This is a genomic window from Streptomyces sp. NPDC096079, from assembly GCF_040303145.1.
Taxonomy (GTDB): Bacteria; Actinomycetota; Actinomycetes; order Streptomycetales; family Streptomycetaceae; genus Streptomyces.
In genome coordinates this window covers 692,314-710,002 of the sequence record NZ_JBEOST010000001.1, presented here as the reverse complement: position 1 = coordinate 710,002, position 17,689 = coordinate 692,314, and the positions used below count along the sequence as shown (strand labels likewise).

At 73.2% G+C, this 17,689-nt stretch carries 16 protein-coding genes; 10 read left to right on the top strand and 6 right to left on the bottom strand.

The genetic code is table 11. The features are described from left to right. Positions 1-79: 79 nt before the first annotated feature. Entirely contained in the window at positions 80-469 is a 390-nt protein-coding gene (locus ABTY59_RS03350; RefSeq protein ID WP_352017169.1) for an STAS domain-containing protein, read from the top strand. On the opposite strand, the gene ABTY59_RS03345 is transcribed toward ABTY59_RS03350, so the two are convergent. Further along, positions 441-1,949, bottom strand: coding sequence for a class I adenylate-forming enzyme family protein (locus ABTY59_RS03345; protein WP_352017168.1), 1,509 nt, complete (start codon positions 1,947-1,949; stop codon positions 441-443). The two genes, ABTY59_RS03350 and ABTY59_RS03345, sit on opposite strands and share 29 nt — an antisense overlap. A 134-nt stretch (positions 1,950-2,083) precedes the next feature. Here ABTY59_RS03345 and ABTY59_RS03340 point away from each other — a divergent pair, with 134 nt between their 5' ends. From ABTY59_RS03340 to ABTY59_RS03325, 4 genes are all read left to right on the top strand, one after another. Next, entirely contained in the window at positions 2,084-3,274 is a 1,191-nt protein-coding gene (locus ABTY59_RS03340; protein ID WP_352017167.1) for an amidohydrolase family protein, read from the top strand. Then, a complete protein-coding gene (locus ABTY59_RS03335; RefSeq protein WP_352017166.1) occupies positions 3,274-4,410 on the top strand; it encodes an acyl-CoA dehydrogenase family protein in 1,137 nt (378 codons plus the stop codon). The genes ABTY59_RS03340 and ABTY59_RS03335 overlap by 1 nt, the downstream gene beginning before the upstream one ends. A gap of 6 nt (positions 4,411-4,416) precedes the next feature. Next, a complete protein-coding gene (locus ABTY59_RS03330; RefSeq protein WP_352017165.1) occupies positions 4,417-5,304 on the top strand; it encodes an acyl-CoA dehydrogenase family protein in 888 nt (295 codons plus the stop codon). A gap of 352 nt (positions 5,305-5,656) precedes the next feature. Continuing rightward, complete coding sequence (locus ABTY59_RS03325; protein ID WP_352017164.1) at positions 5,657-6,109, top strand: ATP-binding protein; 453 nt, start codon at positions 5,657-5,659, stop codon at positions 6,107-6,109. 179 nt (positions 6,110-6,288) lie between these two features. Here ABTY59_RS03325 and ABTY59_RS03320 read toward each other — a convergent pair whose 3' ends face one another. Beyond that, entirely contained in the window at positions 6,289-7,215 is a 927-nt protein-coding gene (locus tag ABTY59_RS03320; protein ID WP_352017163.1) for a cyclase family protein, read from the bottom strand. 101 nt (positions 7,216-7,316) lie between these two features. Here ABTY59_RS03320 and ABTY59_RS03315 point away from each other — a divergent pair, with 101 nt between their 5' ends. Continuing rightward, positions 7,317-8,249: an SDR family oxidoreductase gene (locus tag ABTY59_RS03315; protein ID WP_352017162.1), complete on the top strand. Its 933-nt coding sequence runs from the start codon at positions 7,317-7,319 to the stop codon at positions 8,247-8,249. Next, on the top strand, positions 8,246-9,295 hold the full coding sequence (locus ABTY59_RS03310; RefSeq protein ID WP_352017161.1) for a Zn-dependent alcohol dehydrogenase: 1,050 nt from the start codon (positions 8,246-8,248) through the stop codon (positions 9,293-9,295). Before ABTY59_RS03315 ends, ABTY59_RS03310 begins: the two co-directional genes overlap by 4 nt. A gap of 151 nt (positions 9,296-9,446) precedes the next feature. Here ABTY59_RS03310 and ABTY59_RS03305 read toward each other — a convergent pair whose 3' ends face one another. Continuing rightward, entirely contained in the window at positions 9,447-10,433 is a 987-nt protein-coding gene (locus ABTY59_RS03305; protein ID WP_352017160.1) for a GlxA family transcriptional regulator, read from the bottom strand. A 57-nt stretch (positions 10,434-10,490) separates the two neighbouring features. On the opposite strand from ABTY59_RS03305, the gene ABTY59_RS03300 reads away from it, so the two are divergent. From ABTY59_RS03300 to ABTY59_RS03290, 3 genes are all read left to right on the top strand, one after another. Then, entirely contained in the window at positions 10,491-11,744 is a 1,254-nt protein-coding gene (locus ABTY59_RS03300) for an MFS transporter (RefSeq protein ID WP_352017159.1), read from the top strand. A gap of 80 nt (positions 11,745-11,824) precedes the next feature. After that, on the top strand, positions 11,825-13,129 hold the full coding sequence (locus ABTY59_RS03295; protein WP_352017158.1) for an MFS transporter: 1,305 nt from the start codon (positions 11,825-11,827) through the stop codon (positions 13,127-13,129). A gap of 23 nt (positions 13,130-13,152) precedes the next feature. After that, positions 13,153-13,656, top strand: coding sequence for a hypothetical protein (locus tag ABTY59_RS03290; RefSeq protein WP_352017157.1), 504 nt, complete (start codon positions 13,153-13,155; stop codon positions 13,654-13,656). A 33-nt stretch (positions 13,657-13,689) separates the two neighbouring features. Here ABTY59_RS03290 and ABTY59_RS03285 read toward each other — a convergent pair whose 3' ends face one another. The 3 genes from ABTY59_RS03285 to ABTY59_RS03275 all read right to left on the bottom strand — a co-directional run bounded on the left by ABTY59_RS03285 (position 13,690) and on the right by ABTY59_RS03275 (position 17,379). Next, on the bottom strand, positions 13,690-14,271 hold the full coding sequence (locus ABTY59_RS03285; protein WP_352017308.1) for a flavin reductase family protein: 582 nt from the start codon (positions 14,269-14,271) through the stop codon (positions 13,690-13,692). Positions 14,272-14,360: 89 nt separating this feature from the next. Beyond that, positions 14,361-15,146 (bottom strand): enoyl-CoA hydratase/isomerase family protein, encoded by a 786-nt coding sequence (locus ABTY59_RS03280; RefSeq protein ID WP_352017156.1) that lies wholly within the window; start codon positions 15,144-15,146, stop codon positions 14,361-14,363. 10 nt (positions 15,147-15,156) lie between these two features. Beyond that, positions 15,157-17,379, bottom strand: coding sequence for an acetate--CoA ligase family protein (locus ABTY59_RS03275; RefSeq protein WP_352017155.1), 2,223 nt, complete (start codon positions 17,377-17,379; stop codon positions 15,157-15,159). Positions 17,380-17,689 lie beyond the last annotated feature (310 nt).

Sequence of the window (17,689 nt, the reverse complement as noted above, 5' to 3'; positions counted from 1 at the left end):
ACGCAGGTACGGATGGTAAGGAAAGCGTCATCCTTCGCGGCGGGGGTTTCGCCGCCTCCCGGTGGGGCAGGCGGCGACCGTGACGACGATCGAGGTCGACGAGGACGAGCACGGCCCCTGGACGGTTCTCCGTGTCCAGGGGGAGTTGGACCTGGTCACCTCTCCCGGGATACGCCGCCGTGTCCACGACGCGGTCGCGGGCGGCCGGCACGACCTGGTGATCGACCTGTCCGCCGTGCGGTTCTGCGACTCCAGCGGCGTCGGCGTGCTGATCGCCTCCCGTCGCCTGCTGCGCTCCTGCGGCGGCCGGCTGCGCCTGATCCTTCCCGCGGTGCGGGACGACCGGGCCGGGTACGACCGGGGCGGGCACGTCGACCGGGTGCTGTCCGCGCTCGGTGTCCGCCGCCTCTTCGACGTGTACGAGGACCTGCCGGAGGCCCTCAGCGGGGCGTGCCGAACCGCTCCCTGAGCCGGTACTTCAGCACCTTGCGCAGGGTCTCGTTGCGGGGGAGCGCGTCCACCACCTCCAGCTGTTCGGGCAGCTTGTGGACGGAGAGCCCGGCCTCCCGCAGGAAGGCCGTGAGCTGCGGCAGTGCGAGCGGCGCGGCGCCCGGGGGCTGTTCGACGACGGCGCAGACGCGTTCGCCGCGCTCGGCGTCGGGGAGGCCTATGACGGCGGCGTCGCCCACGTCCGGGTGCCGGTGCAGGAGGTCCTCGATCTCCTTGGCCGAGATGTTCTCTCCCTTGCGGATGATGATGTCCTTGATGCGGCCCGTGAGGACGAGGTGGCCGCTCGGGGTGAGCCGGCCGACGTCGCCGGTGATGAGGAAACCGTCCTCGTCGAAGGCGGCGGCCGTCTGCGCCGGGTCGAGGTAGCCCCGGCAGACGGCCTCGCCGCGCAGCCGGACCTCGCCGTCGCCGGTGATGCGGATCTCCATGCCGGCGGGCGGCCGGCCCTCGGTGGAGGCGAGGTTCTCGGCGGTGTCGTCGGGTGCGCCCATCGTGATCATGGGGACCTCGGTCATGCCGTACCCGTGGGTGAGCTGGCAGCCCAGCTCCTTCCGTACGGCGTGGTAGATCTCGGGCGGCTTCGGCGCGCCGCCGCCCGCGAGCAGCCGGAGGGTGGGGATGACGGGCTTCCCGGGCTGTTTGCGCTGCTCGGCGAGGAACATCGCGTAGAAGGCGGTGGAGCCGCCGGCGACGGTCACGCCGTGCCGGTTGTACTCGTCGAGGGCCTCGGGCAGGGCGAACTGCTCGAACATCACGGCCGGGAAGCCGTAGAGCAGCAGCATCACCGTGTAGTCGGGCCCGGCGATGTGCGCGTACGGGAAGGCCATCGAGCCGATGTCCTCGGCCGTCAGGTGGAGGGCGTGGGCGAGGCAGGAGCCGCCGGCGAGGAGCGAGCGGTCGGTGTGCAGGACGCCCTTGGGGTCGGAGGTGGTGCCGGAGGTCCAGTAGATCCAGCGGACGTCGGTGCCGGAGGCGGGCGGTGGCGGCAGGACGGCCGGATCGCCGTCCGGAAGGTCCTCGTACGCCTCGAAGATCCCGCGTGCGCCGAGCCTCCGCGCCATCTCCGCATGGTCGAATCCACGCCAAGTTCCGGGGACGGCGAAGAACTCGGCCCCGGACTCGCGGAGCGCGAATCCGACCTCCTTGTCCCGGTAGAAGGGGATCACCGGGGACTGGACGGCGCCGATGCGGGCGAGCGCGAAGGTGAGCACGGCGGTCTCGACGCGGGTGGGCAGCTGCCAGGCGACGACGGTGCCGGGGCGCACGCCCATCGCGTACAGGCCGGCGGCGCAGCGCTCGGCGCGCTCGCGCAGGCCCTCGAAGGTGAGGACGCGGTCGCCCTGCAGGAGGACGGGCCGGTCGGGGGTGAGGGCGGCGCGGCGTTCGACGAGCTCCCAGAGCGTGCGGGACTCGCCCAGGGCGTGTGCGGTCTCGTTCATCCCGTACTCCTCATGGCTGACGTTCCGTCAGATGGTGCGGTGAGCGTAGAGGTCCGGCGCTTGTCGGTCCAGGGGTGGGGGGCTAGCCTGATCCCGTCAGATCTGACGGGTCATCAGAAACGGGAGAGGGCTCCATGACGGAACTGCCCCGCATCATCAGCGTCGACGACCACGTGATCGAGCCCGCCCACCTCTTCGAGACCTGGCTCCCGAAGAAGTACCGCGACCGCGGGCCCCGGCCCCTCACGGCCGGCATCGGCGAGCTCGCCTACGTCGCCGGCAAGTACCAGATCACGATGGACCCCGAAGGCCCGCCCACCGACTGGTGGATCTACGAGGACCTCAAGTTCCCGTACAAGCGCAACATCGCCGCCGTCGGCTTCGACCGCGACGACATGACCCTGGAGGGCATCACCCGCGAGGAGATGCGGCGCGGCTGCTGGGACCCCAAGGCCCGCCTCGCCGACATGGACCTCAACCACGTCGAGGCCTCCCTCTGCTTCCCCACCTTCCCCCGCTTCTGCGGCCAGACCTTCGCCGAGGCCCACGACAAGGAGGTCGCCCTCGCCTGCGTCCGCGCCTACAACGACTGGATGGTCGAGGAATGGTGCGGGGACAGCGGCGGCCGGCTGATCCCGCTGTGCATCATCCCCCTCTGGGACATCGGCCTCGCCGTCGCCGAGATCCGCCGCAACGCCGCCCGCGGCGTCAAGGCCGTCACCTTCTCCGAGATCCCCACCCACCTGGGACTCCCGTCCATCCACTCCGGCTACTGGGACCCGTTCTTCGCCGTCTGCCAGGAGACCGGCACGGTCGTCAACATGCACATCGGGTCCAGCTCCCAGATGCCCGCCGCCTCCCCCGACGCCCCGCCCGCCGTCCAGGCCTCCCTCAGCTTCAACAACGCCATGGCCTCGATGATGGACTTCCTCTTCAGCGGCGTCCTCGTGAAGTTCCCCCGCCTCAAGCTCGCCTACAGCGAGGGCCAGATGGGCTGGATCCCGTACGCCCTCGAACGCGCCGACGACGTCTGGGAGGAGCACCGCGCCTGGGGCGGGGTCCGCGACCTCGTCCCCGAACCCCCGTCCACCTACTACTACCGGCAGATCTACTGCTGCTTCTTCCGCGACAAGCACGGCATCGCCTCGCTCGACGTCGTCGGCCGCGACAACGCCACCTTCGAGACCGACTACCCCCACGTCGACTCCACCTTCCCGCACACCAAGGAGGTCGCCCTCGACCACGTCCAGGGCCTCGACGACGAGACGGTCTACAAGCTCATGCGCGGCAACGCCATCCGCATGCTCGACCTGGGGATCGTCTGATGGACCTCTCCTGCACCGACGAGGAGGAGGAGTACCGCGCCCGCCTGCGGGAATGGCTCGCCGCCACCCTGCCGGGACTCCCCGAGCGGCCCGACCCCCTCGACTGGCCCGCCCGCCGCGCCTACGACTGCGGCTGGCAGCGCCGCCTGTACGACGCCGGATACGCCGACACCCACGGGGACGCCTCCCCGACCCAGCGGCTGATCTTCCTGGAGGAGACCGAACTCGCCGGCGCGCCCTACGTCGGCGCCAACTTCGTCGGCCTCCTCCACGCCGGACCCACCATCGCCGCCGAGGGCACGCCCGCCCAGCGCGCCCGGTGGCTGCCGCCGATCCTGCGCGGCGACGAGGTCTGGTGCCAGGGCTTCAGCGAGCCCGACGCCGGATCCGACCTCGCCTCCCTCCGCACCCGGGCCGTCCGCGACGGGGACGCGTACGTCGTCACCGGCCAGAAGATCTGGACCTCGCACGCCGAGGTCGCCGACTGGTGCGAACTGCTCGTCCGCACGGACCCCGAGGCACCGTCCAGACACCAGGGCATCACCTGGCTCGCCCTGCCCATGGACGCCCCCGGCATCACGATCCGGCCGCTGCGCACCCTCGCCGGGTCGACCGAGTTCGCCGAGGTCTTCCTCGACGAGGTCCGGGTGCCGGTCGCCAACCGGGTGGGGGAGGAGAACGACGGCTGGCGGGTCACCATGGTCACGCTCTCCTTCGAACGCGGCACCGCCTTCGTCGGCGAGGTCGTCGCCTGCCGCCGCCTCCTCGGCGAACTCGCCCGCACCGCCCGGAAGAACGGCACCTGGGACGACCCCGTCCTGCGGCGCCGGCTCGGCAGGCTCTCCGCCGAGTTCCAGGCGCTGTGGCGCCTCACCCAGGCCAACGTCAGCGAGGCCCAGGCCACCGGCGGGGTCCCCGGCGCCGGCGGCTCCGTCTTCAAACTGCACTACTCGCACGCCCGCCAGGAGCTGTACGACGCGGCCGCCGCCGTCCTGGGCCCCGACGCGCTCGACCTGGGCCGCGACGTGACCCTCGACCGGCTGTCCTCGCTCTCGTACACGATCGCGGCCGGCACCTCCCAGATCCAGCGCAACATCGTCGCCGAGCGCATCCTCGGCCTGCCGAAGGGCCGGTGACCCCCCATGGACTTCCGACTCACCGAGGACCAGCGAGCCCTGCGACGAGGGGTACGGGAGCTGCTCGCGGGCCTCTTCGGCCGGCAGGCCCTGCGGGCGGCCGTCGACGCGCCGTCCCTGGACCGGGACCTGTGGCGTGAGCTCGGCGCGGCCGGGTTCTTCGCACTGCGGCTCCCGGAGGACGAGGGGGGCGTCGGTCTCGGGCTCCCGGAGGCCGCCCTCGTCTTCGAGGAGGCGGGGCGGGTGCTGCTGCCGGGACCGCTGGTGGCCACGCACCTGGCCGCCGGGACCGTGCCCGGCGCGGCCGACGGGACCGTCGTCGTGACCTCCGTGGAGGAGGGCCTCGTCCCCTGGCTGGACGAGGCCGACGTGGTCCTGGGCGATGCCACCGGAGCCGTACCGGTGCGGTCGGTCGATCCGCTCACGCCGCTCCACCGGGTGCCGGGCACGGAGGGCGCGGCGGGAGCGGCCGGTGCCGCCCTCCGCACCGCCGCCGAGGCCGCTCTCCTCACCGCCGCCGAGCAGGTCGGCAGCGCCGCGGCCAGCACCGAGGCCGCCGTCTCCCACGCCCGGACGCGCACCCAGTTCGGGCAGGTGATCGGGGGGTTCCAGGCGGTCAAGCACCTGTGTGCCGGAATGCTCGTGCGGGTCGAACTCGCGCGGGCGGCCGTGTGGGCCGCCGCCGTCACCGGCGATCCCGTCGAGATCGCCGGGGCCAAGCTGCTCGCCGACGAGGCCGCGGTGCTGGGCGCGCGGGACTGCCTCCAGGTGCACGGCGGGATGGGCTTCACCTGGGAGGCCGACGTGCACCTGCATCTGAAGCGGGCCTGGGTGCGCGCCGAGCTGCGGCTGCCCGCCGCCCGGGCCGAGGAGACCGTGGCCGCCGGGCTGTAGCGCTGAGCGCCCCGCACGTCACGGAATGTTGATATCGGGTTGTGTCCTTCGGCGGGGCCGTCACGGCCCGGAGTCGGCCTCCGCCTCCGGTACGCTCCGTGGGATGCGAGTGCTCGACGGCCCGGATCGTCCCGGTGTCGCCCCTGGGGCGGCCCCGTGGCCCGGAATGCCCGCCGCTCGCGCCCGGCGTTCGACTACCCGCAGCGTGCGTCGCACAGTATGGACCATGCGTACTCCTTCGCGCTGGAATATGCCCGAAGCGCTTGTTGCGGTGACTGTACGTCAACCATGCTGTCCCACAAGGGAATCACGTTCCGTAAAGGTGTGTCCGCCGGTTCGGATGGTGTGAGCGGTGCAGGTGCTTCAGGTTCAGTTGGAGGTCGGGCCGGACCCGGCAGAGGTGGGACGAGCCCGGAAGTGGGCCCGGTCGCGGCTCGCCGGATCGGGCATAGGGGATGACGAGCCGCTCGCCGACACGCTGGTGCTGCTCATCTCCGAGCTCGTGACCAACGCCGTGGTGCACACGGGCTGCCCGGCCGTGCTGCGGATGCTGTTCGCCGCGGGGGGCGGGGGAGTGCGGGTCGAGGTCGCCGACACGAGCGACCGGCCGCCCCGGCCCCGGCACGCGGAGGGCGACGACACCAACGGGCGCGGCCTGGAGCTGGTCGACGGCCTGGCGGACCGGTGGGGCTGGCAGCCGGAGGGCGCCGGCAAGAGCATCTGGTGCGAGGTGGACCGGGTCGCGCCGAGGACGCCCGGCGCCCCCGTGTCGTCGGCGCTGTCGCCCGGCCGGGTGCACTGTTGACGATTCGTTCCGTTTTGCCCACCCTGGGGTGAGCGATTCGTGGCGAGGGGAGCCGAGGGCCGTGGCCCTCGGCGTGTGCGGGTCGCGGCCGGGTGGCGGCGGTTCGTGCCGTGCTCGGGGCGCGCGCGAGCGCGCCGCCGCCCGTGGGGTCCTCCCTTCGCCGTCCTCCCTTCGCCGTCCTACAGGACGGCCACCGGGGCCACCGGTGTGCCCGTGCCGCCGACGAAGGGCTCGGGCATCGCGGAGAGCAGGAAGGCGTAGCGCCCTTCTTGTGCACAGGCTGTGGACAGAGCCTCCAGATTCCAGTTCTGCCCCTGGAGCATGCCCATCTCCACCAGGTCGAGGGCGTGCACGGGCAGCCAGAGGTCCTCGATCTCGGGCGGGAAGATCTCGAAGGTGAGCGTGTCGTTGGCGACGGCCGCGACGTCGTGGGCGTGGAACCACTCGGGCGTGCGCACGGAGAGCCCGGGTGACGGGAACGCGTACCCGTGCCTGTCCCCCGCGAGGTAGGCCTGGATCTGCCCGGTCCGTACGAGGACGACGTCCCCGGCCCGTACCGTCACACCGCCGAACTCGGCCGCCTCGTCGAGGTCCTCGGGGGTCACCGCGTGGTCGCCCGGCAGCCGGTCGACGCCCTTCGCGGCGGCGACGTCCAGGAGGACCCCGCGGCTGACGAGGTGGCGGGCCGTGTGGATGCCGCTGAACGCGGAGCGGCCGTGCGCGGTGATCGAGGAGGCCGGCCGGCCGTTGTAGATGCGGCCCGAGTGGGAGACGTGCGTGAGGGCGTCCCAGTGGGTGCCCGCCTGGAGGCCCAGGGTCACGGCGTCGTCGCTGGTGGCGACCGTGCCGGGGCCGAAGATCTCCTGGTTGACCTGGACCATGACGTGCAGCGGGTTGACCCGGCCGGGGATCATGCCGGTCTGCACGCCGTCCTGCTTGAGGTCGAGGGCGAGCGGGACGCGCAGGCCGGTGCGGACGGTGGCGACGGCCTCCCGCACGACCTCGTCGGTGACGAGGTTGAGCGTGCCGATCTCGTCGTCCTGGCCCCAGCGGCCCCAGTTGTTGACGCGCTTGGCGATCTCGTGGAAGGCGGCGGGAAGAGACATCGGGGCCTCCGGGGTCTTGTTTTCCGGTATCTGACGGACCGTAGAATCCTGACGACGAACGAATCTAACGGACCGTCAGAAACTGCGGGAAGGGGCCGGGCGTGGGGAACTTCTTGGCTGGCAAGGTCGTCGCCGTGACGGGAGCGGGGCGCGGCATCGGCCGCGCCGTCGCCCTCGCGTGCGCGGCGCAGGGCGCGAAGGTCGTCGTCAACGACTACGGGGTGTCCATCGAGGGGGGCGAGCCGACCTCCGAGGTCGCCGCCTCTGTGGTGAAGGAGATCGAGGCGGCGGGCGGAGCCGCGGTGGCCGTCGCCGACGACATCTCCACCATGGCGGGCGGACAGCGGATCGTCGACGTCGCCCTCGCCGAGTACGGACGCATCGACGGCGTCGTGTGCGTCGCCGGCATCCTGCGCGAGCGGATGCTCTTCAACATGTCCGAGGAGGAGTGGGACCCCGTCGTCGCCACCCACCTCAAGGGCACCTTCACCGTCTTCCGGGCCGCGTCCGCCGTCATGCGCAAACAGGGCACCGGCACGCTCATCGGCTTCACCAGCGGCAACCACCAGGGCTCCGTCGCCCAGGCCAACTACTCCGCGGCGAAGGGCGGGATCATCTCGCTCGTACGCAGCGCGGCCCTCGGCCTCCACAAGTACGGGGTCACCGCGAACGCCGTCGCGCCCGTGGCGCGCACCCGGATGTCCGCCAACGTCCCCATGGAGCTCAAGGAGATCGGCGAACCGGAGGACGTGGCGGCGCTCGTCGTCTACCTGCTCAGCGAGCGGGCCCGCGCGGAGAAGATCACCGGCCAGGTGTACACCATCGCCGGACCCAAGATCGCGGTCTGGGCGCAGCCGAGGGAGCTGCGCGCCGGATACGCGGAGGGCGGGGCGTGGACCCCCGAGCGCATCGCGGACTTCCTGCCGGGGACGGTCGGGACGGACCCGATGCCCATGCTGGCGATGCTGGAGGAGATGGCGAGGGCCGCGGCTTCCGGCGAGCGGCCCAACACGGGCAGGGGGAGCGGGTCATGAGAGGCGTCGTCTTCGACGGGAAGCAGGCCCAGGTCGTCGACGACCTGGAGGTCCGGGACCCGGGCCCCGGGGAGGTGCTCGTGGCGATCGCCGCCGCCGGGCTCTGCCACAGCGACCTGTCCGTCATCGACGGGACCATCCCCTTCCCGCCGCCCGTCGTCCTCGGTCACGAGGGCGCCGGCGTCGTCGAGGCCGTGGGCCCCGGCGTCACCCACGTCGTCCCCGGCGACCACGTCGCCCTGTCCACGCTCGCGAACTGCGGCGCCTGCGCCGACTGCGACCGCGGCCGGCCCACCATGTGCCGGAAGGCGATCGGGATGCCGGGGCGGCCGTTCTCGCGCGACGGGCAGCCGCTCTTCCAGTTCGCGTCGAACTCCTCCTTCGCGGAGCGGACCGTCGTCAAGGCCGTCCAGGCGGTGAAGATCCCGCGGGACATCCCGCTGACCTCCGCCGCCCTCATGGGCTGCGGCGTCCTCACCGGCGTCGGAGCCGTACTGAACCGCGCGAGGGTCGGGCGCGGCGACACCGTCGTCGTCATCGGCACCGGCGGCATCGGCCTCAACGTCCTCCAGGGCGCCCGGATCGCGGGCGCGCTCACGATCGTCGCCGTGGACACCAACCCGGAGAAGGAGGAGGTGGCCCGGCGGTTCGGGGCGACGCACTTCCTCGCCTCCTCCGACGGCGTCCGGGACATCCTGCCCACCGGTGCCGACCACGTCTTCGAGTGCGTCGGTCACACGGGCCTCGTCCGCACCGCCATCGACCTCCTCGACCGGCACGGCCAGGCGGTCCTGCTCGGGATGACCGCGCCGAAGGCGGAGGCGAGCTTCCTGCCGGCGGCGATGTTCCTGGACAAGTCGATCCTGGGCTGCCGGTACGGCTCCTCGCGGCCGCAGAAGGACATCGCGCTCTACGCGGAGCTGTACCGCACCGGAGCCCTGCTCCTCGACGAGCTGGTGACCCGCACGTACCCCGTGGAGGACTTCGCACGGGCGGCCGAGGACGCGGAGCGGGGGAAGGTGGCGCGGGGGGTGCTGACCTTCTGACCGGCGCGGACGTCCGAGCGGGGGCGGGGCCGCGCCGGCGGTACGGGGGCGGGTCCGTGCGAGCGGTACGGGGGCGGGCCCGTTCCAGTGGTGCGGGCCCGTGCGAGCGGTACCGGGCGGGCCCGTGCGAGCGGTACGGGGGCGGGCCCGTTCAGTCGGTGCCCGCCCCCGTCGCCGTGCGGAACGTGCGGCGGTACGACGTCGGGGTCACGCCGATCGCGCTCATCAGGTGCACGCGCAGCGACTGGGCCGTGCCGAAGCCCGCGTCCTGGGCGACCCGGTCCACGGGCAGGCCCGTGGACTCCAGCAGGTGCCGGGCCCGCTCGACGCGCTGCTGCGTGAGCCACTGGCCGGGGCTGATGCCGACCTCGTCGCGGAAGCGGCGGGTGAACGTCCGGACGCTCATCGCCTCCCGCTCCGCCAGGTCCCGCAGCTGGATCGGCTCGTGGAGGTGGGCGAGCGCCCACGCGCGCGCCGCCGTCGTGGTGTGGGTGCCCGCCTCCGGCAGGGGCCGCTCGATGTACTGGGCCTGGCCACCGTCCCGGTGCGGTGGCACGACGGTCCTGCGGGCGACCTCGTTGGCGACGGCCGTGCCGTGGTCGCGGCGCACCATGTGCAGGCACAGGTCGATCCCCGCGGCCACACCGGCCGAGGTGAGGACGTCGCCGTCGTCGATGAAGAGGACGTCCGCGTCCACCCGCACGCTCGGGAAGAGCCGCTGGAAGTGCTCGGCGGACGCCCAGTGGGTGGTCGCCGGGCGCCCGTCGAGGAAGCCGGCGGCCGCCAGGACGTACCCGCCGGTGCAGATGGACACCAGACGGGTGCCGGGCCGGATCCGCGCCAGCGCCGCCGCCAGCTCCTCGGGGAGCCTGCCCTCCTCGTAGACCGGCCCCAGCTCGTACGAGGCGGGCACGACGACCGTGTCTGCGGTGGCCAGCGCCTCCGGGCCGTGCTCGACGTGGATCGAGAAGTCGGCGTCCGTCCGCACCGGACCCGCCACCGGGGCGCAGGTCACGATCTCGTACAGCGGGAGCCCCTCGGGGTCCTTCGCGCGGCCGAAGATGCGGTGCGGGATGCCCAGCTCGAAGGGGAGGATGCCGGGCAGGGCGAGGACGACGACGCGATGCGGCGACGGCACGGGCGGCGCCCCCTTCGTAAATCGGTGGTGGTCCAGACCACCTGGTGGTAGCTCTACATGTCCGTGACGGACAACACGTACAAGTCTGAGGCCGACGCGCGGATTCCCGCCCCCGTCGTGCCGCCCGCGCTGTGGAACCGTAACTTCCGGCTCTTCTTCGTCGCCCGGGGCGTCGCCGTCTTCGGCGAGGGCATGGTCCCGGTCGCCTTCGCCGCCGGACTCCTCGGCGCCGGCCACCCCGGCTCCACCGTCGGCTACGCGCTCGGCGGCTGGACCGCCGCCTTCGCGTGCTTCGTGCTCTTCGGAGGCGTCCTCGCCGACCGGTTCACCGCCCGCCGGATGATGATCCTCGCGGACCTCCTCCGGCTGCCCGGAGCCGCGGTCCTCGCCGTCTCCTTCACGCTCGGCAGCCCACCGCTCTGGGCCGTGTACGCGCTGTCCGTGCTCAGCGGCGTCGGCGCCGCCCTGTTCCAGCCGGGCGTCGCCTCCACCATCCCCCGCATCGCCCCCGACGTGCAGCGCGCCAACGCCGTCCTGCGGGTCGTCGAGGCCCTCATGACCATGGCGGGACCCGCCGCCGCCGGCCTGCTCGTAGCCGTGTGGAACGCGGGCGCGGCCTTCGCGGTCAACGGCGTCACCTTCGCCGTCAGTGCCGTCTGCTTCCTGCTGATCCGTCTCGCCCCGATCCCCTCCGACACCGCCCGGCGTGACTCCCTGGCCGCCGAACTCGTCGGAGGATGGCGGGAGTTCCGGTCCCGGAGCTGGCTCTGGGGGGTCATCTCCATCTGGACGGTGTACGGACTGACCGTCGCCGGGCCCATGGTGCCGCTCACGGCGAGCCTGGTCACCGAGGACCACGGCTCGGCCGCGTACGGCGTGCTCATGGCCGTCAACGGCGCCGGCAGCGCCGTCGGAGGCCTCCTCGCGATACGGCTCCGCCCGCGCCGCCCCCTCGCGGCGGGCGCGGTCGCGCTCACCGGCCTCCCGGTCAACCTCGTCCTGCTGGGCCTCGGGGCTCCCGTCGCGGTGCTCGGCGCGGGCCAGTTCATCGGCGGCGCGGCCTTCGCGTTCTGGCTGGTGATGTGGTCCACCTCCGTCCAGACGCACGTGCCGCAGGAGGCCCTGAACCGGATGCACGCGTACGACGTGGCCGGCTCGCTCCTCATGATGGGCGTCGGCCGGACCCTGTCGGGGCCGGTGGCGGCGGCGGTCGGCACGGAGACGGTGCTGCTCACGGGCGCGGGGATCGCGCTGCTCGTGGTGGCGGCGCTGCTCGCGGTGAGACCGGTCAGAACGCTGCCCCGTCTGTAGGGACCCCTGTCCCGATCCTTTGGAAACCTGTCGTTCGGGCCAATGGCGAGGGGGACCGCCCGGCCGGAATGCTCGATGGCATGGCCCAGACAACCGAGACGGTTCCCCGTACACCCGCCGGACAGCCCCGCGCCCCCCGCGTCCACCGCGCCTGGTTCGTCGCGGCGGTCACCTTCGTCACGATCATCGGCGCCGCGGCCTTCGCCTCCCTGCCGGGCCTGCTCATCGAGCCGCTGCACGAGGAGTTCCACTGGTCGCGCGGGACGATCGGCTTCGCCGTCTCCGTGAACCTCGCCCTCTACGGCCTCACCGCGCCGTTCGCGGCGGCGCTCATGGACCGCTTCGGCATCCGGCGGGTGGTGGCCGTCGCCCTCAGCGTCATCGCGCTCGGCTCCCTGCTCACCGTCTGGATGACGGCCGCCTGGCAACTCGTCCTCTACTGGGGCGTCCTCGTCGGCCTCGGCAGCGGCTCCATGGCCCTCGCCTTCGCGGCGACGGTCACGAACCGCTGGTTCGTCGCCCGCCGCGGCCTGGTCACGGGCATCCTGACCGCCGCCGGCGCCTCCGGCCAGCTGATCTTCCTCCCCCTGCTGTCCTGGCTGGTGGAGCGCCACGGCTGGCGCCCCGCGGCGGTGACGGTGTCCCTGGCGGCCCTCGCCGTCGTCCCCTTCGTCTGGCTGCTGCTCCGCGACCACCCCGCGGACGTCCGGCTCGCCCCGTACGGCGGCGCGTACGCCGAAAAGCCCGCCCCCGTCACGGGCGCGGCCCGCCGCGCGGTCACGGTCCTCCTCAAGGCCGCCCGCACCGGCCCGTTCTGGCTCCTCGCCGGCTCCTTCGCCATCTGCGGCGCCTCGACGAACGGCCTGGTCAAAACGCACTTCGTGCCGGCGTCCCACGACCACGGGATGCCGGTCACCGCGGCGGCCGGACTCCTCGCGGTCATCGGCGTCTTCGACGTCGTCGGCACGATCGCCTCGGGCTGGTTCACGGACCGCTTCTCCCCGCGCCGCCTGCTCGCGGTCTACTACGCCCTGCGCGGGATCTCGCTCCTGTTCCTCCCCCTGCTGCTCGCGCCCTCGGTCCATCCCCCGATGCTCTTCTTCATCGTCTTCTACGGCCTCGACTGGGTCGCCACCGTGCCGCCGACGATCGCGCTGTGCCGCGAGCACTACGGCGAGGACTCGGCGATCGTCTTCGGCTGGGTCCTCGCCTCCCACCAGGTCGGCGCGGCGGCGGTCGCCTTCGCGGGCGGGGTGGCGCGGGACGTCTTCGGCACGTACGACGTGGTCTGGTACGCGGCGGGCGCGCTGTGCGCGGCGGCGGCCCTGATGTCCCTGGTCATCACCCGCCCCCGGGCGGAGCTGCCGTCCCCGGCGGGAGCATGATGGCCCCCGGGGGGTGATCGCCGATGAGCGGTCCTGACGACGGGCGGGGCATCGCCCGGATGCTGCGGGTCTCGACGCTGGCGCTGTGCCTGGAGGCCGGGGTGGCCCTGGCGGCGCTGATGACGATCGGTCTGAGCCAGGAGCCGGACCCCGGGGAGGACACCGCCGGGCCGGCGACGTACGTGCTGGCGCTGCCGTTCCTGGTGGTGGCCCTGGTGCTCGTGGCGCTCGCGGTCTCCGCCGTGCTCGTCGTGCCCGTGGTGCTGCTCGGCGAGGACCTGGGACGCCGGTCCGCTGGCCGTCCCGTCTGGTGGCAGCTGCTCCTGGCGGTCCTCGCGGGCGGCCTCCTCGCGCCGCTCGCCGGCGGGTGGGGGTGGCTGGTGGGCGGCACGGCACTGGCGGTGGCGGTGCTCCTCGCGAGACGCGCGCGGCGGGGCCACTTCGTCTCGCTGCTGCTGTGGGGGACGGCGGCGGTCCTGACGGCGTTCCTGACGGGCGCCGCGACCCTGACCCTGACGGGCCACTGACGCCGCCGCGTGGGGCCCGGTCCCGCCTCGGCGCTACGGCGCGAAGCCGCCGAAGCGGCCGCGGTGGAAGAGCAGCGGCTCGCTCTCCGGCTCCGCGTCCAGGCCCTCCACCCGCCCCACCACGATCAGGTGGTCGCCCCCCGTGTGGACCGCGGCGATCGCGCAGTCGATCCACGCGGGCACCCCGGCCAGTCGGGGCGAGCCCGTGACCGGCGCCGGCGTCCACGCGACGCCCGCGAACTTGTCCGCGCCGCTGACCGCGAACGCCCGGCACAGCGGGCCCTGGTCGCCGCCGAGCACGTTGACGCAGAAGCTCCCGGCCGCCGCGATCCGGGGCCAGGTGGTCGAGGTCCGGGCGACCATGAAGGCGACCAGGGGCGGGTCGAGGGAGAGGGAGGCGAAGGACTGGCAGGCGAAGCCGGCCGGTCCGTCCGCGTCGAGGGCCGTCACGATCGTGACGCCGCTGGCGAAGTGCCCGAGGACCCGGCGGAACTCACCGGGGTCGACGGGCGCCCGCTCGTCGTCCCGGACGGCCCGCAGGACCGGCCGGGGGAGTGGTTCGACGGCCGTCGGTGCCCCGGCCGCTCTCAGGTGTCGGACGGCGGTGGCCGCCATCTCCGCGTGTCCCATCACACCGTCCATTGAAACTGACGATGCGTCAGATAGGAAGCCCTCGGGAGCGACGGCCACCGGAACGGCCTCGGCTAACGCCCCTCGTACCGCGCCTCCCGCCGCTCCACGAAGCTCGCCACGCCCTCCTGCGCGTCCCTCGTCGTCATGTTGATCTCCTGGGCCGTCGCCTCCGCCGCGAAGGCGGTCGAGCGGTCCACGTCCAGCGACGCGTTCACCAGCTGCTTCGTCAGGACCAGGGCCCGCGTCGGACCCTGTGCGAGGCGTTCCGCCCAGTCGCGGGCCGTCTTCGCCAGCTCGTCCGCCGGGACGACCCGGTTCACGAGGCCCATCTCCTTCGCCTCCGCCGCCCCCACCGCGTCCCCGAAGAACATCAGCTCCTTCGCCCGCTGCGGACCGATCAGCCGGGGCAGCAGGTACGCGCCGCCGCCGTCGGGGACCAGCCCCCGCCGTACGAACACCTCGATGAAACGCGCCGAGTCCGCCGCGAGCACCAGGTCGCACGCGAACGCGAGGTGCGCCCCGATCCCGGCCGCCGTCCCGTTCACCGCCGCGATCACCGGCTTCTCGCAGTCCAGTACGGCGGAGACGAAGCGCTGCGCGCCCGCGCGGATCATCCGGGCGACGTCCCCCGCCACCCGCTCGCCGGCGGCGGGCGCGCCCCGCAGGTCCGCGCCCGCGCAGAAGCCGCGCCCGGTGGCCGTCACCACCACGCAGCGGACCTCGGGGTCGGCGGACGCCTCCGCGAGCAGGGCCATGATCCGCTCCCGCTGGTCCCAGGTGACCGCGTTCATCGCCTCGGGGCGGTTGAGGGTGATCCACGAGACGCCGTTCTCGACCGTGTGGAGGACGTCAGTCATCGGCAGGCTCCTATCGGCAGACCGCGAGCGCGTCCAGGGCCACCGCCCCCTGCCCGCGCGGCAGCACCATCAGCGGGTTGATGTCCAGTTCGGCGAGGTCGCCGTCGAGTTCGAGCGCCATCCGCTGGACCCGGAGCACCACCTCGACGAGCGCGTCGACGTCGGCGGGCGGGGCGCCCCGCACGCCGTCGAGCAGGGCCCGGCCGCGCAGCTCTTCGAGCATCGACCGGGCCTCGCGCTCCCCGAAGGGCGGGACGCGGACGGCGGTGTCGTTCAGGACCTCCACCAGGACCCCGCCGAGGCCCACCGTGACCGTGGGGCCGAAGAGTTCGTCGTGGGTCACGCCCACCACCATCTCGACCCCGCGTCCGACCATCTGGCAGACGAGGATGCCGTCGAGGTCGATCTCCTCGAAGCGGGCGATGTCGGTGAGCTCCCGGTAGGCGTCCCTGACCTGGCTGGCGGAGGTCAGCCCGACCTTCACCAGGCCCAGTTCCGTCTTGTGGGCGAGCTGCGCGCCCGAGGCCTTCATCACGACGGGGTAGCCGACGAGCCCGGCGGCCCGGACCGCCGCCGCCGCGCTGGTGACGAGCTGCTCGCGCGGCACCCGTATCCCGTACGCCCGCAGCAGCTGTTTCGCCGCGTGCTCGCTGAGCCGCCGGCCGGGCCGCAGGAGGGCCTGGGCCTTGCGGAGGGAAGGGGAGGGGGTGCGCGGGGCCTCGTCGAAGGGGGAGCGGTAGCCGGCGGTGAAGCGGTGGTGGTCGAGATAGGCCTTCACGGCCCCGATGCAGTTGGAGAAGGTGCGGAAGGTGGCGACGCGGGAGGAGCCGAGGAGGGTCGTGCGGTAGGCGTCCTCGGTCCCGACCGGTGAACCCCACACCACGCACACCAGCTTGTCCGTCGCCTCGGCCGCGTCGACCAGGTCCTGGGCGAGCTTGTCGCTCATCGGCGGGAAGGGCCCGGTGATGGGACAGATCAGCACGCCGACCGACGGGTCCGCGAGGATCGCGTCGATGATCTTCCGGCCGCGCCAGTCGCCCACCGGGTGACCGCCGTTGTCGACGGGGTTGGCGACGTTCAGGTACTCCGGGATCCACTGGTGGAGCTCGTCCTGCCTGGCCTGCGGGAGCTCCGGCAGGGAGAGGCCCGCCGCCGTGGCGAGGTCGGCGAAGTGGGCGCCCGTGCCGCCGGAGATGGAGTAGACGACGACCCCGTCCGCCTGCGGCCGGCGTGCGCGGGCGAGGAGGGCCGAGGTGTCCTGGAGCTGGTCGAGCCCGTCGACCCGGATGACGCCGTACTGCCGCATGGCCGCGTCGACGACCCGGTCGGCGCCGGTGAGCTTGCCGGTGTGGGAGGCGGCGGTCCGGGCGCCGGTCTCGGTGCGGCCGACCTTCACGGCGACCACGGGGACGCCCTGGCGGGCGGCCCGGTCGGCGGCGAGGAGGAAGGACCGGCCGTCCTTGAGCCCCTCGACGTAGCAGGCGATGGCCCCGACCTCGGGGCGCCCGGCGAAGTACGAGAGGAAGTCGGCGGTCTCCAGATCGGCCTCGTTGCCGGTGGGCGCCCAGTGGGAGAGGCGGACGCCGAGCTCCTGGAGGGTGAAGACGGGCCGCCCCTGGTGGCCGGACTGGGTGATGAGGGCGACGGCGGGGCCTTCGAGGTCGTCGCGGAAGCGTTCGAAGGCGTTGAGGTTGGTGTTGGGGCCGAGGAGGCGGAGCCCGGAGCGGCGGACGGCGGCGGCGAGACGTTCCTGCGCGGCGGCGCCGGCCTCCCCGGTCTCGGCGAAGCCGGAGGCGAAGGCGACGGCGAACTTCACCTTGGTCTCGGCCAGCTCCTCGATCACGGGCAGCGGGTCGGCGACGAGGAGGACGGCGAGGTCGACCGGTTCGGTGAGCGCGCCGACGCCCGGCACGCAGTCGATGCCGAAGACGCTGGTACGGGTCGGGTGGACGGGCACGAGCCGGGCGCCGACGCGCCCGGCCCAGGCGAGCAGCTGCCGGGTGATGCCGGTGTTGGGCCGGCCCTCGGCGTCGGAGGCGCCGATCACCGCGACGGACTCGGGCCGGAAGAACCGGTCGAGGTCGGGGACGGGCAGGTGCAGCGGCCGCCCGCTGACGTCCAGGTCGCCGGCGACGGCGGTGACGCCGTGCACGGCGTCCCTGGGGGTCTCTCCGCAGGCGACCACGCGGGCGCGGAGATCGGTGGTGAAGGTGCCGTGTGTCGATCCAAGCATGTGTGTGTCGCCCGCCCTTCACCCATTCGCATACACCTGACGATCAGTCAGATTACAGAACTGACGCCCAGTCAGGAATGGGTGTGCGCCGAGGAGTCGCGCGACGGCCCCCCGGCGATCGGGCCGAGCCCGCCTCGATCGCCGGCCCGGGTCCGTCTCGATCGGCGGCCCGGGTCCGTCTCAAGCGCCGGCCCGGGTCCGCCTCGATCGGCGGCCCGGGTCCGTCTCAAGCGCCGGCCCGGGTCCGCCTCGATCGGCGGCCCGGGTCCGTCTCAAGCGCCGGCCTGGGTCCGTCTCGATCGCCGGCCCG